The organism is Actinocrispum sp. NPDC049592 (assembly GCF_040675465.1).
GTDB lineage: Bacteria > Actinomycetota > Actinomycetes > Mycobacteriales > Pseudonocardiaceae > Kibdelosporangium.
Genome location: NZ_JBFAPA010000002.1, coordinates 348733 through 364470 on the forward strand (window position 1 = coordinate 348733; position 15738 = coordinate 364470).

Genomic DNA, 15738 nt, shown 5'->3' on the forward strand with positions numbered 1-15738 from the left:
TTGCCCACCCACGTTGTCCTGGGATACCCGAGGTCGGTACGGTCGCCTGCACCCGATCCAGAAACACCCACCCCACGGAGGAAATCGTGGCCCTTCCCCAGCTGACCGAGGAGCAGCGGGCCGCAGCGCTGGAGAAGGCGGCTGCTGCTCGTCGGGCCCGGGCTGAGCTCAAGGAGCGCCTCAAGCGAGGCGGCACGACCCTGAAGGATGTGCTCGCCCAGTCCGACAGCGACGAGGTCCTGGGCAAGATGAAGGTGACCGCACTGCTTGAGGCGCTTCCGGGCGTCGGCAAGGTGCGTGCCAACCAGATCATCGAGCGGTTGCAGATCGCGCCCAGCCGCCGTCTCCGCGGCCTCGGTGACCGGCAGCGCAAGGCGCTGCTCGCCGAGTTCAGCGGCGAGTGACCGACTGGCGGCATCAGTTGATACGGCAGTCAGTTGACTGAAGTGCCCGAGCCGGGGACGGGTGTGCGCGCCCGGCCCCGGCTCACTGTTGTGTCGGGACCGTCCGGGGTCGGCAAGTCCACCGTCGTCGCCCAGCTGCGCAAGCTGGACCCGGGCATCTTCTTCAGCGTCTCGCTGACCACCCGGGCGCAGCGCCCGGGCGAAGTGGACGGTCAGCACTACCACTTCGTCGACCTCGACGAGTTCAAGCGGATGATCGACGAGGACGCGTTCCTCGAGTACGCCCGGTACGCCGGCAACTTCTACGGCACCCCGCGCCAGCCCGTGCTGGACGCGCTGGCCGAGGGGCGCCCGGCGATCCTGGAGATCGAGCTGCAGGGCGCGCGGCAGGTGCGCGCCGCGATGCCCGAGGCTCAGCTGGTCATGCTCGTGCCCCCGTCGTGGGAGACCCTGGTCGGCCGGCTGACCGGCCGCGGCACCGAGGACCCCGAGGTGGTGGCCCACCGGCTGGCGGTCGCCGAGAAGGAGCTCGACGCCCAGGGCGAGTTCGACGCGCTGGTGATGAACACCGACGTGCGGGACGCCGCGGCCGAGTTGCTAACCTTGATGACGGGTACATCTGTCTGACCCGCTGTCCGACCTGAAGCAGGAGTCTGTTTTGAGCACCGAGCTGGGCGCTTTGGGCGAGCCGACCACCAACCTGGAAGGCATCACCAACCCTCCGATCGACGACCTGCTGGACAAGGTCAGCTCCAAGTACGCGCTGGTGATCTACGCCGCCAAGCGCGCCCGCCAGATCAACGACTACTACGCGCAGCTCGGCGAGGGCCTGCTCGAGTACGTCGGGCCGCTGGTGGAGCCGGGCCCGCGGGAGAAGCCGCTGTCCATCGCGCTGCGCGAGATCCACGCCGGTCTGCTCGAGCACACCGAAGGCGAGTGAGCACCGAGCCTTCGCGGCGGCCCCGGGTCGTGCTCGGGGTCGGTGGTGGCATCGCCGCCTACAAGGCCTGTGAGGTGCTGCGCCGGCTCACCGAGTCCGGGCACCACGTCCAGGTCCTGCCCACCGAGGCGGCGCTGAGGTTCGTCGGCAAGGCGACCTTCGAGGCGCTGTCCGGCAATCCGGTGCACACCCAGGTGTTCGAGGACGTCTTCGAGGTGCCGCACGTGCGGATCGGCCAGGAGGCCGACCTGGTCGTGGTGGCGCCCGCGACGGCGGACCTGCTGGCCAAGGCCGCGCACGGCCGCGCGGACGACATGCTCACCGGCACGCTGCTGACCGCGCGCTGCCCGGTCCTGATGGTCCCGGCGATGCACACCGAGATGTGGGAGCACGCCGCCACCCAGGACAACGTGGCGCTGCTGCGGTCGCGTGGCGTCGTGGTCGCCGAGCCCGCGTCGGGCCGGCTGACCGGCAAGGACACCGGCAAGGGGCGGCTGGCCGACCCGGCCGAGATCGTCGAGCTGGCCCGGCTGCTGCTGGCCCGGCCGGACGCGCTGCCCCGTGACCTGGCCGGACTGCGCGTCGTTGTCTCCGCCGGCGGGACACGCGAGCCGCTCGACCCGGTCCGGTACCTAGGCAATCGCTCCTCTGGCAAACAGGGCTACGCGTTGGCCAGAGTGGCGGCACAGCGCGGCGCGCAGGTGACCCTTGTGTCCGCGCACACGGCCGCGCTGGCCGAACCGGCCGGGGCCGAGATCGTGCACGCCGGCACCGCACTGGAACTGCGGGACGCCGTGCACAAGGCGGCGGCGGACGCCGACATCGTCGTGATGGCCGCCGCGGTCGCCGACTTCCGCCCGGCCAGCCGGGCCGACCACAAGATCAAGAAGTCGGACCGGGACCCGGACCCGGTCGCGCTCACCCGCAACCCCGACGTGCTCGCGGAACTGGTCTCGGCCCGTTCCGCCGGTAAGCTGCCGGACACCCAGTACATCGTCGGCTTCGCCGCCGAGACCGGGGACGAGAGCGGGGACGTGCTCACCCACGCCCGCGCCAAGCTCGCCCGCAAGGGCTGCGACCTGCTCGTGCTGAACGCCGTCGGCGACGGCAAGGCGTTCGAGGTCGAGGACAACGCGGGCTGGCTGCTGGCCGCGGACGGGACCGAGCGCGCTATCGCACTCGGCTCCAAAGCACAAATGGCGACCGCCATCTGGGACTTCATCGCGGAGTCCACCGGGCGTTGACCTCGTGTCAGCGGCCGCAAGTAGGCTGGGCGCACATTTCGCAGGCATGAATTCGTCGCAGAGAGATCGTGAAGGGGAAGAACCGTGACTAACAAGGCCAGCCGGCTCTTTACGTCGGAGTCAGTCACCGAAGGGCACCCCGACAAGATCTGTGACGCGATCAGCGACTCGATCCTGGACGCCCTGCTGCGCAAGGACCCGCGCTCGCGCGTGGCGGTGGAGACCCTGGTCACCACCGGCCAGGTGCACGTCGCCGGTGAGGTGACCACCGAGGCCTACGCCGACATCCCGGGCATCGTGCGCGAGAAGATCCTGGAGATCGGCTACGACTCGTCGGCCAAGGGCTTCGACGGCAACTCCTGTGGCGTGAACGTGGCGCTGGGCACCCAGTCCCCGGACATCGCCCAGGGTGTGGACACCGCGTACGAGTCCCGCGTGGAGTCCGCCGAGGACGACATCGACCGCCAGGGCGCCGGTGACCAGGGCCTGATGTTCGGCTACGCCTGCACCGACACCCCCGAGCTGATGCCGCTGCCGATCGCGCTGGCGCACCGGCTGTCCAAGCGGCTGACCCAGGTCCGCAAGGACGGCGTGCTGCCCTACCTGCGCCCGGACGGCAAGACCCAGGTCACCATCGAGTACGCGGGCGACCAGCCGGTCCGCCTGGACACCGTGGTGGTCTCCTCGCAGCACGCCGACGGCATCGACCTGGAGCGCCTGCTCGGCGCGGACGTGCGCGAGCACGTCATGCTGCCCGAGTTCGAGGGCCTGACGCTGGACACCTCGAACGTGCGGCTGCTGGTCAACCCGACCGGCCGGTTCGTCATCGGCGGCCCGATGGGTGACGCGGGCCTGACCGGCCGCAAGATCATCGTCGACACCTACGGCGGCATGGCCCGCCACGGTGGCGGCGCCTTCTCCGGCAAGGACCCGTCGAAGGTGGACCGCTCGGCCGCCTACGCGATGCGCTGGGTCGCCAAGAACGCGGTGGCCGCCGGCCTGGCCACCCGGGTCGAGGTGCAGGTCGCGTACGCGATCGGCAAGGCCGCCCCGGTGGGCCTGTTCGTGGAGACCTTCGGCACCGAGACGGTCGACCCGACCAAGATCCAGGCCGCCATCTCCAGCGTGTTCGACCTGCGCCCGGCCGCGATCATCCGCGACCTGGACCTGCTGCGCCCGATCTACGCCCCGACCGCGGCCTACGGCCACTTCGGCCGGCCCGAGCTGGACCTGCCGTGGGAGCGTACCGACCGCGCCGAGGCGTTGAAGCAGGCCGCTGGCGTCTGACCCGTCGTACCGCTCTGTTAGAAAACAGGGCATGGCCAACGCGGGCAACCGGCACAAAGGGGAGCGGCAGGCAGCCGCCACCCTGCCGGTTGCCCGCGTTTACGTTGACGTCCCGCTGGCGCACCTGGACCGGACGTTCGACTACCTCGTGCCGACACACCTGGACGCCGAGGTGGTCGCCGGGTCGCGGGTGCGGGTGCGGTTCTCCGGGCAGCTCGTCGACGGGTACGTGATCGAGCGGGCCGAGGAGTCCGACCACCCGAAGCTCGCGTTCCTGGAGCGGGCGGTGTCCGCCGAGTCGGTGCTGGCGCCGGAGATAGCCCAGTTGGCCCGTGCGGTGGCCGACCGGTACGCCGGGTCGATGATGGACGTTCTCCGGCTGGCGATCCCGCCCAGGCATGCCCGCGCCGAATCCTCCGCGTCCCCCGAGCCGGTCTCTCTAACGCCGTTGGAGGATCTGTCCGGGTGGGACCGCTATCCCCGCGGCGCGGCCTTCCTGGACGCGTTGAAAGCGGGCCGGCAGGCGCATGCCGTCTGGCAGGCGCTGCCGGACGAGGACTGGCCCAGGCGGCTCGCCGAGCTGGCGGTGACCGTCGCCGCGACCGGCCGGGGCGTGGTGCTGGTCGTGCCCGACTATCGCGACGTGGCCCGGCTGCACGCCGCCTGCCTTGACCTGGTGGGCAAGGACGGCGAACCGGCCGTTGTGGCGTTGTCGGCCGATCTGGGCCCGTCTACGCGTTACCGCAGGTGGCTCGCGGTGCGCCGGGGCAGCGCCCGGATCGTGCTGGGCACCCGCGCGACCGCGTTCGCCCCGGTCGCGGACCCCGGCCTGGTGGTCGTCTGGGACGACGGCGACGACCTGCACGCCGACCAGCGCTCGCCGTACCCGCACGTCCGCGAGGTGCTGACGCTGCGCGCCCACCTGTCCGGGGCGGCGCTGGTGATCGGCGGGTTCGCGCGGACCGCGGAGGCGCAGCTGCTCGTGCGAACCGGTTGGGCGCATGAGCTGGTGGCCTCGCGCGACTCGCTGCGCGCCTGCGCCCCACGGGTCACCGCGATCGGCGAGACCGACGTGCAGATCGCCCGTGACCCCGCCGCCCGGGCCGCGCGACTGCCGTTGGTCAGCTTCGAGGCCGCGAGGGGTGCGTTGAAGGCTGGGGCGCCGGTGTTGGTGCAGGTGCCGCGGCGGGGGTACGTGCCTGCGTTGGCGTGTATGAACTGCCGGGCGCCCGCGCGCTGCCGCCGGTGTGCCGGCCCGCTGGCCTTGCCCGGCGGACGGGATGATGGCGTGCCGCGTCCGGCCGCGTGCCGGTGGTGCGGCGCCGCCGAGGCCGCTTTTCGTTGCGGGGAGTGCGGTTCGCGGCGGTTGCGGGCTGTTGTCGTTGGCTCCAAACGAACTGCCGAGGAGCTGGGCCGCGCCTTCCCCGGTGTGCCCGTGCGCACCTCCGGCGCTGACGAGGTTTTGGCAACCGTGCCAGGCGATCCCGCTCTGGTCGTTGCCACCCCGGGCGCGGAACCGGTCGCCGAAGGCGGTTACGGGGCCGCGCTTTTGCTGGACAGCTGGGCTTTGCTCGGTCGTGCGGACCTGCGTGCGGCCGAGGAGACCCTGCGGCGCTGGATGGGCGCGGCGGCTTTGGTTCGTCCTGGCCCGGCCGGTGGACGTGTTGTGGTGGTGGGAGATTCCGCGCTCGGCCCGGTCCAGGCGCTGGTACGGTGGGATCCCGCGTGGCACGCCGAGCAGGAACTGGCCGGCCGCATGGAACTCGGCTTCCCGCCGGCGGTCCGGATGGCCTCCGTGGACGGTTCGCCGACCGCGTTGAACGACTTCCTGGACAGCCTCACCCTCCCGGAGACCGCGGAGATCCTCGGTCCGGTTCCGTTGGGCGACAAGGGCGAGGTCGAACGTGCCCTGATCCGTTCGAGCCGGGGTCAAGGTCGTGCCCTGGCCGCGGCCTTGTCGGTGGCTCAGCGCGAACGCACTGCCCGCAAGGAACCCGAGACGCTGCGGATCCGGTTGGACCCGTTGGAACTCGTCTGAAGAGATCGACAACCTTTTGTCGATCTCTGGCGTCTACCGGGCATGGGGATCTTGAGAACACTCACATCGATAGTTGCGATCACGGCTTCTGTGGGTCTGGGGACTGGGGTAGCGAACGCTTCTGAGCAGGGCGTACGAGTGGATGGGCCGGGCGCTGCCGGGTTGCCGCCGTACGTCGCGTTCATCCAGCCGGTCACGGCCGAGCGGCTGGGCAAGAGCTGGCGGGAGGGCTGCCCGGTCGGACCGGACCAGCTCAGGCTGATCAACCTCAGCGTGCTCGGCTTCGACGGCAAGGTCTACCGCGGTGAGCTGATCGTGAACGCCGCGGTGGCCACCGAGGTCGCCCGCACGTTCGCCGACCTGTACTTCGACCGGTTCCCGATCCAGCGCATGGAGACCGTGGAGAAGTTCGACGCGGACGACGACAAGTCCATGGCGGCCAACAACACCTCGGCGTTCAACTGCCGTCCGATCACCGGTGGCACGGCGTGGTCCAACCACTCCTACGGCCGCGCGATCGACATCAACACCGTCCAGAACCCGTACATCTCCGGCAGCGGCGCGGTGTACCCACCCAACGGGGCGCCGTACGTGGACCGGACCCGGACCGACCCGGGCCTGATCCACGCCGGTGACCACACCGTCCAGGCGTTCGCCAGCCGCGGCTGGGAATGGGGCGGCTACTGGGACTCGCCGATCGACTACCAGCACTTCGAGAAGCCGTAAGACAAAAAGCAGGCCCCGTCACCCCGGCGGGGCCTGCTTTCTCAGCTGTGCAGGTGCAGGGGGCCGCGGTAGAGGGTGTTTCCCTTGGAGTCGTAGAGGGTCGCGGTGAGGTGGTCGAGGGTGGTGTCGTCGAGCTGGCCGCTGTCGTCGGTGAGGGCGTCGGGGACGAGGGAGATGAAGGTGCCCGCGCGGACGTCGGTGTCCAGTTCCGTGGTGCCGTCGAGGCTCACGTTCATCTTGGTCGCGTCGGCGCGGACCGTGCCGAGCAGGACCAGGCCGCCGTCGCCGCCGGTGACGACGGGCATCTGGGCCGCGTCGACCGGTTGCGGTTCACGCACGAAGTCCATGTAGGGCTGGAAGGTCTGGTCGACCGGGTCGGCCGCCTTGCGGGTCACCGGGTCCGGCTGCCACTGGCAGGCGGACACGCCCTTGCTGTTCGTGGCCATGATCAGCTCACTGCCCTTGACGGTCATCGCCGCGCCCGGCTGCCAGCTGTCCCGGTCCGGCTCGGGGTCCCGCGTGCTGTCCAGGCAGTCGCCGAGTTCCTTGCCCCGCGGCGAGGTCCGGTCCGCCGCGGGCGTTGGTCTGTCCACAACGGACACCATCGGCAGTGGCGGCGCGGTCATCTCACGCGCGGGGTAGACCGGGTCGTCGTCGTCCGGGCGGTCCGCGGTGGAGTCCGAAGGCAGTTGCTGCGCCTGCAGATGGGTGTCCGGGCCGATGCTGATCGACGTGTAGGCCACGAACATGCCGTCGCCCTTCTCCGGCGGCGCGAGCATTTCCTCGCCGGTGTCGGCCGAGGTGATGTCGAACGCCTCCCAGGAGGAGTCCAGCACGCCCGCGACCGTCCCGTTCGACGTCGCGAACAACGCGCCGGTGCCCGACCCGGCCGCGTACGCCGGTTCCGCGCTGGGGTTGGAGATCGTCACCGAGGTCAGCGTGCTCTCGCAGAACAGCGGCTTGCCGTCGGCGCGCGCCGCGGTCACCACGATCCCGCCGACCTCGGCGCTGAACGACGGTGTCCACTCGGGACGGTCCGGGTAGGCGCCGCTCTGCGGTGAGGTCCGCGCCGCCGCGTAGCACCGGTCCAGCTCGGCGTTGGCCACCGCCACATCGTCCGAAATGGACGGGCTGCGTGGCGCCTCGACCGACCCCTGGCCGTCCGAGGCCGCCGACTGCCGGGGCGGCACCGCCTGGGCGACGATCACCGCTCCGGCGGCCAGCACGGCGACTCCGGCGGCCGCTGCCAGCGGCGCCCTGGCGCGGTCGAGAAACCCGGCGGGCCGGTCCAGCTCCCGCCACAGCCTGCGCCGCAACCGGTCCCGCACCTCCGGCGGCATCTCCCGGCGCGGCTCGAAGCCGGTCATGGTGCGTCCTCCAGCACGTCGCCCCCCAGTGTCTTGCGCAGGCGTGCCCGGGCGCGGGAGATCCGCGACCGGATGCTGACCTCCTCGAGGCCGAGCAGCTCGGCCGCCTCGGCGGTGGACAGCTCGCCGATCAGGCACAGCTCGACCACCTGGCGTTCGGACTTCGGCAGCTTGGCCACCGCGGCCAGCACCCGGCGCATCCGGCTCTGGCTGTCGACCTTGTCGGCGACCTGCTCGGCGTGGTCCTCGACGGCCTCCTGCGTGGGCACCCGGCGCAGCATCCGGGCGAACCGGCCGGAGCTGCGGTACTCCGAGCGCGCGAGGTTGCCGGCCACCGCGTAGAGCCAGGGCAGCGCACTGTCGCGGACCAGGGTGATCTCGCCCAGCTTGCGCCAGGCGGTCATGAACGTGATCGAGGTGAGGTCCTCCGCGGTCGACCAGGACCCGGTCAGCCGGTAGGCGTGGTTCCACACCGCCTGGGCGTGCCGCTCGAACAGCTCACCGAACGCGGCCTTGTTCCCGGACGCCGCACGACGCCACAGCGAGGCATCGCTGTGCGGGTCATGAGCCGGTTCGGCCCCGGCCGGCGGGCCCAGCGAGGGCTCGCCGCGATCGGGCAGCATCCTCGTTCCCAGCTTCGCGGTGGTCGTCACATAGTGGAGGTGGCCACCTCCGCCCCAAGCGTTGCATACCGCTGTTGTCAGCGCGCATCGCCCCTGGGGATGACCGGGGTTCAGCCAGGGGTGGCGGTCGCACGATATGCCGGAAACAGTGGTACCGGCCCCCATGGGACCGGATTGGAATGGTGAACATTCCAAAACTCACACTTGGTTCAGCCTGATGCCCCATGCGCGAAACTCCGGTCGGCTCGTAATGTCGATTGGGAGGACGGCCGTCACTGGAGGCAGGCGTGAGCGAAGCCCGGCTTGGCACCCGCGCGCGATCTTCACAAGGATCATCGGCGGCGGGAATTATCACGTCGGAACTGCTGTCGGTGGGAGTGGAGGAGGAATTCCTGCTGGTTGACGCCCGCACCGGGCGGCTGGCCGACCGGGCGCCGGATGTGCTCGCGGACGCCGCCGGCAATGGGCACGACTTACAGGCGGAGATCACGCTGAGCCAGGTCGAGACCGCGACCGGGGTCTGCCGCACGATGGGGGACCTGCACGACCAGCTGGCCGGCGCCCGTGCGGTGCTTGCCGAGCAGGCGAACGCCTACGGGGCCCGGCTGATCGCTTCGGGGACGTCGGTGTTCGGCCGCAGCACGCCGAACCCGCTCACGCCCGTCCCGCGCTACCACCGGATGAGCCGCGAGTTTCGGGCTCTCCTGGGCGACCTGCCGGTCTGCGGCTGCCACGTCCACATCGGACTCCCGGACGACGAGGCCAGGGTGCTGGTCGTCAACCACCTGAGGCCCTGGTTGCCGACGCTGCTGGCGATGGGCGCCAACTCGCCGTACTGGAACAACGCCGACACCGGCTATGCCAGCTGGCGCTACCTGATGTGGGGCAGGTGGCCGTCCGCCGGGCCGCCGCCGTGGATCGAGTCGCCCGCCTCCTACTACGCCGCCCGTGATGAGGTCATCTCCAGCGGCGCGGCCATGGACGTGGGCATGCTCTACTGGGACGCCCGGCTTTCGGCCCGTCATCCCACCGTTGAGCTGCGGATCTGCGATGTGGCGCCGACCGTGCGGGACGCGGTGCTGCTGGCCGCGATCGCCCGGGGCATCGCGACGATGGCGCTGACCACGGACATGCCCGCGCTCGCGGTTCCCCAGCACCTGCTGCGGCCCGCGTTGTGGCGCGCGGCCCGGGATGGCTTGGAGGGACTAGGGGTTGACGTCCGCACCGGCGAGCTGGCGCCGGCCGGGAACCTGGCCGCGGGCCTGGTCCGGTGGATCCGGCCGGCCCTGGAGGAGGCCGGTGACTACGAACTGGTCAACGAGTCGCTGGCCAGGCTGCTGCTCGACGGCAGCGGCGCGGCCCGCCAGCGGGCGGCGTTCGCGCGCACCGGACGGCTCGAGGACGTGGTCGGTTTCCTGGCCGCTCAGACGTGGACGTCGTGAGGCCAGTCCGGCGGCAGCCAATTGACCGCGTACCAGAGATCCATCCGATGTTGCGCCTGGGAAAGGTCGACGTGCAGGGCGCGCTCGATTTGCTGGATACGGTGCCGAACGCTGTTGCGGTGCACTTTCAGGACCGCCGCCGTGCGGTCCCAGTTGCCGTGATTGGCGAGCCAAATTCTCAAGGTTTCAACGAGCTGTGCGGCGCCCGGTGATCGAATTTCGGTCAATGGCGCGAGGGTGCGCCGCGCGAATGCGCGGGCCTGCGCCGGATCGATCAAAGAGGCGACGGACTCGTTTTCGTTGTCGGCTGTCACCGGGCGGCCACTCGCCGCTGCGCGACGTCGCAATGCGACGGCTTCCCGTTCCGCCGAACGGAGGTCGGCGAGCGCTGTGACTCCGCTCATACCGACCAGCCAGCCGCGCTTGTGCAGGGTCTCCAGTGCGGCCTGGCTGGGCGCGGAGCGGGCCGCCACGACCGCGCGGAAACTGCCGTTGGTCAGGTCGACCAGGGGCGTGCCGAGCAGCTGGACCAGCTGGGCGAAGTCGCCATCCGCGTCGAAACGGTGCCGTTGCCGCACATCCACCCCGGCGATCACCCGGTAGTCCTGGCCAGGGCGGTTGTCGAGCAACGTGGCCAGCAGGTCACCGGTGGACTCGGCGGCCGCGCCACCGGCGAGAAGAAGCCGCGCGGCCAGCCGGGCGGTGTGGCCGCGGGACGCGTCGACCTCCCGGCGCACGAGCCCGAGCAGAGCCAGCGACATCGCCACCACCGCACGGTCGCCCACGGTGAACGCCCGCGAACGGCCCACGATCAGCACCGACGAGGGCTCGACCGGATGCAGGACCGCGTGGTCATCGCCGATCTTCGTGCTCCCGGACCGCGGCCCGGTGCCGGTGCGGACCTTGGCGGCCAGCGCCTTGAGGTCGTCCGTGGGCTCCGGCGCGAGCCCGGACCGGGTGACGACCGTGCCCTGCGCGTCCAGCAACATGGCCCACGCGGCCAGGGAGGTGGCCAGGGCGCGCACAGTGGTCTCGGTTGGTCGGGGTCGGGCGGCGGCGCGGGTAAGGGCTCGCTGGCCGTCGGCGATCACCCGCAGCTCGGTGTTCTGGGCGTCCGCGAGCGCGGTGCCGACGGCCTGGCTGACCGCGAGGAACGGGGTCTTCTCGGGGACCACCACGAGTGGCATGCCGCGGTCGTGACAAGCCCGGACCAGGGCGTCCGGCACCGCGTCGTACACGGGTGTCACGCCGAACCCGAGCGCGCTGACGCCCGCCTTCGTGAGCCCCTCGACGTAGGCCTCGATGTCGGCCGGACGCTTGGGGAAGTTGACCCCGGCGGTGAGCAGCAGCTCCTGGCCGAGCAGGTAGGGCACCGGGTCGCGCAGCTCGCTGACGTGCGCCCAGCACACCGGCCGGTCGAGGTTCTCCTTGCCGGCCTTGACCTCCAGGCGCAGCTCGGCCCGGTCCACGACGGTCCGCAAGGGCACCGTTCTGAGCGTCATGACGTCTCCGGGGCCGATTCATCCAACAGGCGGTCACCCGATTGTGCAGTTCAACCCGTCGCCCGGCCAGAGCCGTTTGCATACGGTGACCGGAACGACACAACCGGAGGCACGAGATGGGCCTGGACTACGCGGTGATTGTGGCCTACCTGCTGGGCATGATCGGCATGGGGTGGTGGGGTATGCGCCGCGCCACCACGAAGAGCGAGTATCTGGTGGCAGGACGGCGGTTGGGCGGCGTCATGTACTCCGGCACGATGTCGGCCATCGTGCTCGGCGGCGCCTCCACCATCGGCGGTGTGCGGCTCGGTTACCAGTACGGCATTTCCGGCGCCTGGCTGGTGCTGGCAATTGGCCTGGGCATCCTGCTCCTGTCGGCGGCATTCGCCCGGCGGATCGCCCGTTTGCGCGTCTACACGGTGTCGGACATGCTCGACATCCGCTACGGCGGCTCGTCCGCGGCCGTCTCCGGCGTCGTGATGTGGGGCTACGCGCTGATGCTGACCGTCACCTCGCTGGGCGCCTCCTCGACGATCTTCAACGTGCTGTTCGGGTTCGACCGGTGGGCGAGCATCCTGCTGGCCGGCGGGATCATCGTGCTGTACTCGGTGCTCGGCGGCATGTGGTCGATCTCGATGACCGACATCGTGCAGTTCGCCGTGAAGACCGTCGGGATCCTGTTGCTGCTGCTGCCTTTCGCGCTGGCCCGGGCGGGCGGGTTCGCCGGGATGCGGGAACGCCTGTCCGCCAGTGACTTCGACTTCACCGCGATCGGCGGCACCACCATCGTCACGCTGCTGGTCACCTACACGCTGGGGCTGCTGATCGGGCAGGACATCTGGCAGCGCGTGTTCACCGCCCGCACGCCCAAGGTCGCCACCTGGGGCGGGATCACTTCCGGGCTGTACTGCGTGGTGTACGCGTTCGCGGGGGCGTTGATCGGGATGGCCACGCACTCGCTGTACCCGGGGATCGGCCAGAAGGACACGGCTTTCGCCACCGCCGTGGAGAACTTCCTGCCGATGGGTGTGCGCGGGCTGGTGCTGGCGGCGGCGCTGGCCGCGTTGATGTCGACCTCGAGCGGGGCGCTGATCGCGTCCTCGACCGTTGCCGCCAACGACATCTGGCCTCGTCTCTCCGGCCGGTCAGGGTCCAAAGAGGACATTCACTCGAACCGGTTGTTCACCTTGGTGCTCGGGGTGATCGCGATCCTGCTGGCGATGCTGATCGAGGGTGTGATCGCGGCGCTCACCGTGGCGTACAACCTGCTGGTCGGTGGCTTGCTGGTGGCGATCGTCGGTGGGATGGTGTGGAAGCGGGGCAACCGGCAGGGCGCGCTGGCGTCGATGGCCTCGGGTGCGGTGACGGTCGTGGTCGTGATGTTCACCAATGGCCTGGAAGCCAACGAGGTCATCTTCTACGGACTGGGAGTGAGCCTGGTGTTCTACGTCGTGGTCAGCCTGCTGACGCCACCGACCGACGCCGCCGTGCGGGAGGCGTGGACCGAGCGCATCAGCGAAAAGGTGCCTGCGTGATCGGGCCGGTCGACAGCTCGCAGGTGCCCCGGTTCGCCGGGCCGGCCACCTTCGCCCGGCTGCCCCGGCTCGACCAGGTGCCGTCGGCGGACATCGCGGTCCTCGGGGTTCCCTTCGACGCGGGCGTTTCCTACCGTCCGGGCGCGCGGTTCGCCCCGGCGGCGGTGCGGGAGGCGAGCCGGTTGCTGCGGCCGTACAACCCGGCCCTGGACACCGCACCGTTCGAGCAGGCGCAGGTGGTGGACGCCGGAGACATCGCGTGCAACCCGTTCAACATCGGCGAGGCCATCGGCACGATCCAGGAGCAGGCAACGGAGTTGCTCAACACTGGGGCGCGGCTGCTGACTATCGGCGGCGACCACACGATCGCCCTGCCGCTGCTGCGGGCGGTCGCGGCCCAGCACGGACCCGTTGCACTGCTGCACTTCGACGCGCACCTCGACACGTGGGACACCTACTTCGGCGAGCCCTACACGCACGGCACCCCGTTCCGGCGGGCGGTCGAGGAGGGGATCCTGGACACGTCCGCGGTGTCCCATGTGGGCACTCGTGGTCCGCTGTACGGGCGCGCCGACCTTGATGAGGACACGCGGCTGGGGTTCGGGATCGTGACGTCCGCCGATGTCATGCGGCAGGGGGTGGATGCCGTGGTCGAGGCGTTGCGGGCGCGGATCGGGGACCGTCCGTTGTATGTGTCCGTGGACATCGACGTGCTGGATCCCGCGCACGCGCCCGGGACCGGCACGCCGGAGGCGGGTGGCATGACCAGCCGGGAACTGCTGGAAATCCTGCGTGGTCTGGCCGGTTCGAATCTGGTGTCCGCGGATGTGGTCGAGGTGGCGCCCGCGTACGACCACGCCGAGCTGACGTCCATCGCCGCCTCGCACGTCGCCTACGACCTGATCACGTTGCTGGCCATGGGGAAACCGTGAGGACGGGCGGCGACCTGGTCGTCGAGTCGCTGACCGCGCTCGGCGCCACGACGGTCTTCGGCCTGCCCGGGCAGCATGCGCTCGGCCTGTTCGACGCGTTGCGGCGGTCCTCGTTGCGGTATGTGGGCAGCCGGACCGAGGTGAACGCGGCTTTCGCGGCCGACGGGCATGCGCGCACGACCGGTGCGGTGACCCCGTTGTTCGTGTCGACCGGGCCGGGGGCTTTGCAGACTTTGGCCGGGCTGCAGGAGTCCGCGAGCTCGTCCGTGCCCGTGCTGGGGATCAGCAGCCAGGTCCCGGTCGCCGGATTGGGTGGTGCGCGGCGGGGTTTTCTCCACGAACTGCCCGACCAGCAGGCCAGTTTCCGTGGCGTGGTCAAGCACACGCGGGTTGTCAGGACGGCTTCGCAGATCCCGTCGGCGGTCGCGGAGGCGTGGGAGATCGCCGCGAGCGCCCCCGCAGGTCCGGTGTGGCTGGAGATCCCGCAGGACGTGCTCCTCGGTGAGGTGTCCGTGCCACCTTTGGGCGAACTTGTTGTCTCGCCGCGGGTCTTGGCGCCGCGGCCGGAGCTGATCGCGGAGGCGGCTCGGCTGTTGTCCGCGGCCGCTTCGCCGGTGATTCTGGCGGGCGGGGGAGTGGTGCGGAGCGGCGGTGAAGCCGATCTGCTTGCCCTGGCGGAGAAACTCGGCGCGCCGGTGGTCACGACCTTCGGTGGCAAGGGTTCTTTTCCGTGGGACCACAAGCTTTCGCTGCAGTCCTGGCTGGAGGACCGACACACCACCGACTACCTTGAGGCTGCGGATGCCCTGCTGGTCGTCGGGTCGGGGCTGGGGGAGCTGTCCAGCAACTACCACACCTTCCGGCCGCGGGGCCGGGTGATCCAGGTCGAGGCGGATCTCGGCAAGCTGGAGGCCGGCCATCCCGCGCTGGCCATCCACGCCGACGCGGCGCTTGCCTTGCGCGCATTGACATCCGCAGTGTCCTCGCGCGACTCGACGGCCGATGTGGGTGCTGTGCTGGCGTCGGTGCGGGAGCGGCTCGCCGGTCAGGACCTTGGCTTCGAACAGGACGTTCTGGCGGCCGTGCGGTCGGCGTTGCCCGATGACGCCCCGAGCTTCTGGGACATGACGATCCTGGCGTACTGGGCGTGGTCGGCCTGGGATCCGCGGGCGGGCGCGATGCACACGGCTCAGGGCGCGGGCGGGCTCGGCTACGCGTTCCCGGCCGCGCTCGGCGCCGCATCCACAACGGACGGACCCGTCCTCGCGGTGTCCGGCGACGGCGGCGCGATGTACGGGCTGCCCGAGCTGGCAACCGCGAAACAGCACCACCTCCGGGTGACGTGGTTGATCGTCGACGACGGTGGCTACGGCATCCTGCGCGAGTACATGACCGACGCGTTCGGCGTGGCCACCGGCACCGAGCTGGCCAGGCCCGATTTCGTCGCGCTGGCCTCGGCTTTCGGCGTTCCCGCGGTGCGCACGACACCCGGTTCGCTGCGCGACGACCTGGCGAAGGCGCTGGCGGATGATGGGCCCTCCGTGGTCGTTCTGCCTGCGCTGCTGCGGATGTTCGCGCCGACCCACCTGGGTTCGGCTTGAGATAACCCGACCGGCGGGGCAGAGTGAATCCCCTCGCAGAGGAGCAGGAGGGTTCACTGTGCGTCGATCCGCCGGTTTACTGGCCTCACTGACTGTC

The 15738-nt window shown here is 70.5% G+C and carries 14 protein-coding genes; 11 read left to right on the forward strand and 3 right to left on the reverse strand.

The window, feature by feature from the left end; genetic code table 11:
* Nucleotides 1–86 precede the first annotated feature (86 nt).
* The 7 genes from mihF to AB0J95_RS08265 all read left to right on the forward strand — a co-directional run bounded on the left by mihF (nucleotide 87) and on the right by AB0J95_RS08265 (nucleotide 6639).
* Nucleotides 87–404 (forward strand): integration host factor, actinobacterial type, encoded by a 318-nt coding sequence (mihF, locus tag AB0J95_RS08235; RefSeq protein WP_054293572.1) that lies wholly within the window; start codon nucleotides 87–89, stop codon nucleotides 402–404.
* Nucleotides 405–437: 33 nt separating this feature from the next.
* Nucleotides 438–1031, forward strand: a complete 594-nt coding sequence (gmk, locus tag AB0J95_RS08240; RefSeq protein ID WP_364754134.1) for a guanylate kinase — start codon at nucleotides 438–440, stop codon at nucleotides 1029–1031.
* A gap of 31 nt (nucleotides 1032–1062) precedes the next feature.
* Nucleotides 1063–1344: a DNA-directed RNA polymerase subunit omega gene (rpoZ, locus tag AB0J95_RS08245; RefSeq protein ID WP_364754137.1), complete on the forward strand. Its 282-nt coding sequence runs from the start codon at nucleotides 1063–1065 to the stop codon at nucleotides 1342–1344.
* A gap of 29 nt (nucleotides 1345–1373) precedes the next feature.
* A complete protein-coding gene (gene coaBC / locus AB0J95_RS08250; protein ID WP_364755010.1) occupies nucleotides 1374–2588 on the forward strand; it encodes a bifunctional phosphopantothenoylcysteine decarboxylase/phosphopantothenate--cysteine ligase CoaBC in 1215 nt (404 codons plus the stop codon).
* Between the two features lie 84 nt (nucleotides 2589–2672).
* Nucleotides 2673–3875 carry a methionine adenosyltransferase gene (gene metK, locus AB0J95_RS08255; protein WP_364754140.1) on the forward strand — a complete coding sequence of 401 codons (1203 nt, stop codon included), beginning with the start codon at nucleotides 2673–2675 and terminating at the stop codon, nucleotides 3873–3875.
* A gap of 31 nt (nucleotides 3876–3906) precedes the next feature.
* Complete coding sequence (locus tag AB0J95_RS08260; protein WP_364754143.1) at nucleotides 3907–5913, forward strand: primosomal protein N'; 2007 nt, start codon at nucleotides 3907–3909, stop codon at nucleotides 5911–5913.
* A gap of 138 nt (nucleotides 5914–6051) precedes the next feature.
* A complete protein-coding gene (locus tag AB0J95_RS08265) occupies nucleotides 6052–6639 on the forward strand; it encodes a M15 family metallopeptidase (protein ID WP_364754146.1) in 588 nt (195 codons plus the stop codon).
* A 41-nt stretch (nucleotides 6640–6680) separates the two neighbouring features.
* On the opposite strand, the gene AB0J95_RS08270 is transcribed toward AB0J95_RS08265, so the two are convergent.
* A complete protein-coding gene (locus AB0J95_RS08270; protein WP_364754148.1) occupies nucleotides 6681–8006 on the reverse strand; it encodes a hypothetical protein in 1326 nt (441 codons plus the stop codon).
* Entirely contained in the window at nucleotides 8003–8659 is a 657-nt protein-coding gene (locus tag AB0J95_RS08275) for an RNA polymerase sigma factor (protein ID WP_364754151.1), read from the reverse strand. Before AB0J95_RS08275 ends, AB0J95_RS08270 begins: the two co-directional genes overlap by 4 nt.
* A 257-nt stretch (nucleotides 8660–8916) precedes the next feature.
* Between AB0J95_RS08275 and AB0J95_RS08280 the strand changes: the two genes are divergently transcribed.
* Nucleotides 8917–10071, forward strand: coding sequence for a glutamate--cysteine ligase (locus AB0J95_RS08280; RefSeq protein WP_364754154.1), 1155 nt, complete (start codon nucleotides 8917–8919; stop codon nucleotides 10069–10071).
* Here the strand turns inward: AB0J95_RS08280 and AB0J95_RS08285 are convergent.
* Complete coding sequence (locus AB0J95_RS08285; RefSeq protein ID WP_364754157.1) at nucleotides 10053–11573, reverse strand: PucR family transcriptional regulator; 1521 nt, start codon at nucleotides 11571–11573, stop codon at nucleotides 10053–10055. The two genes, AB0J95_RS08280 and AB0J95_RS08285, sit on opposite strands and share 19 nt — an antisense overlap.
* Before the next feature lie 116 nt (nucleotides 11574–11689).
* Between AB0J95_RS08285 and AB0J95_RS08290 the strand changes: the two genes are divergently transcribed.
* Genes AB0J95_RS08290 through AB0J95_RS08300 form a run of 3 tightly spaced genes read left to right on the forward strand, consistent with a single transcriptional unit; the run spans nucleotide 11690 to nucleotide 15641 of the window.
* Nucleotides 11690–13108, forward strand: coding sequence for a sodium:solute symporter (locus tag AB0J95_RS08290; protein WP_364754160.1), 1419 nt, complete (start codon nucleotides 11690–11692; stop codon nucleotides 13106–13108).
* Complete coding sequence (speB, locus tag AB0J95_RS08295; protein ID WP_364754163.1) at nucleotides 13105–14040, forward strand: agmatinase; 936 nt, start codon at nucleotides 13105–13107, stop codon at nucleotides 14038–14040. Before AB0J95_RS08290 ends, speB begins: the two co-directional genes overlap by 4 nt.
* Nucleotides 14037–15641 (forward strand): thiamine pyrophosphate-binding protein, encoded by a 1605-nt coding sequence (locus tag AB0J95_RS08300; RefSeq protein WP_364754166.1) that lies wholly within the window; start codon nucleotides 14037–14039, stop codon nucleotides 15639–15641. Before speB ends, AB0J95_RS08300 begins: the two co-directional genes overlap by 4 nt.
* Nucleotides 15642–15738 lie beyond the last annotated feature (97 nt).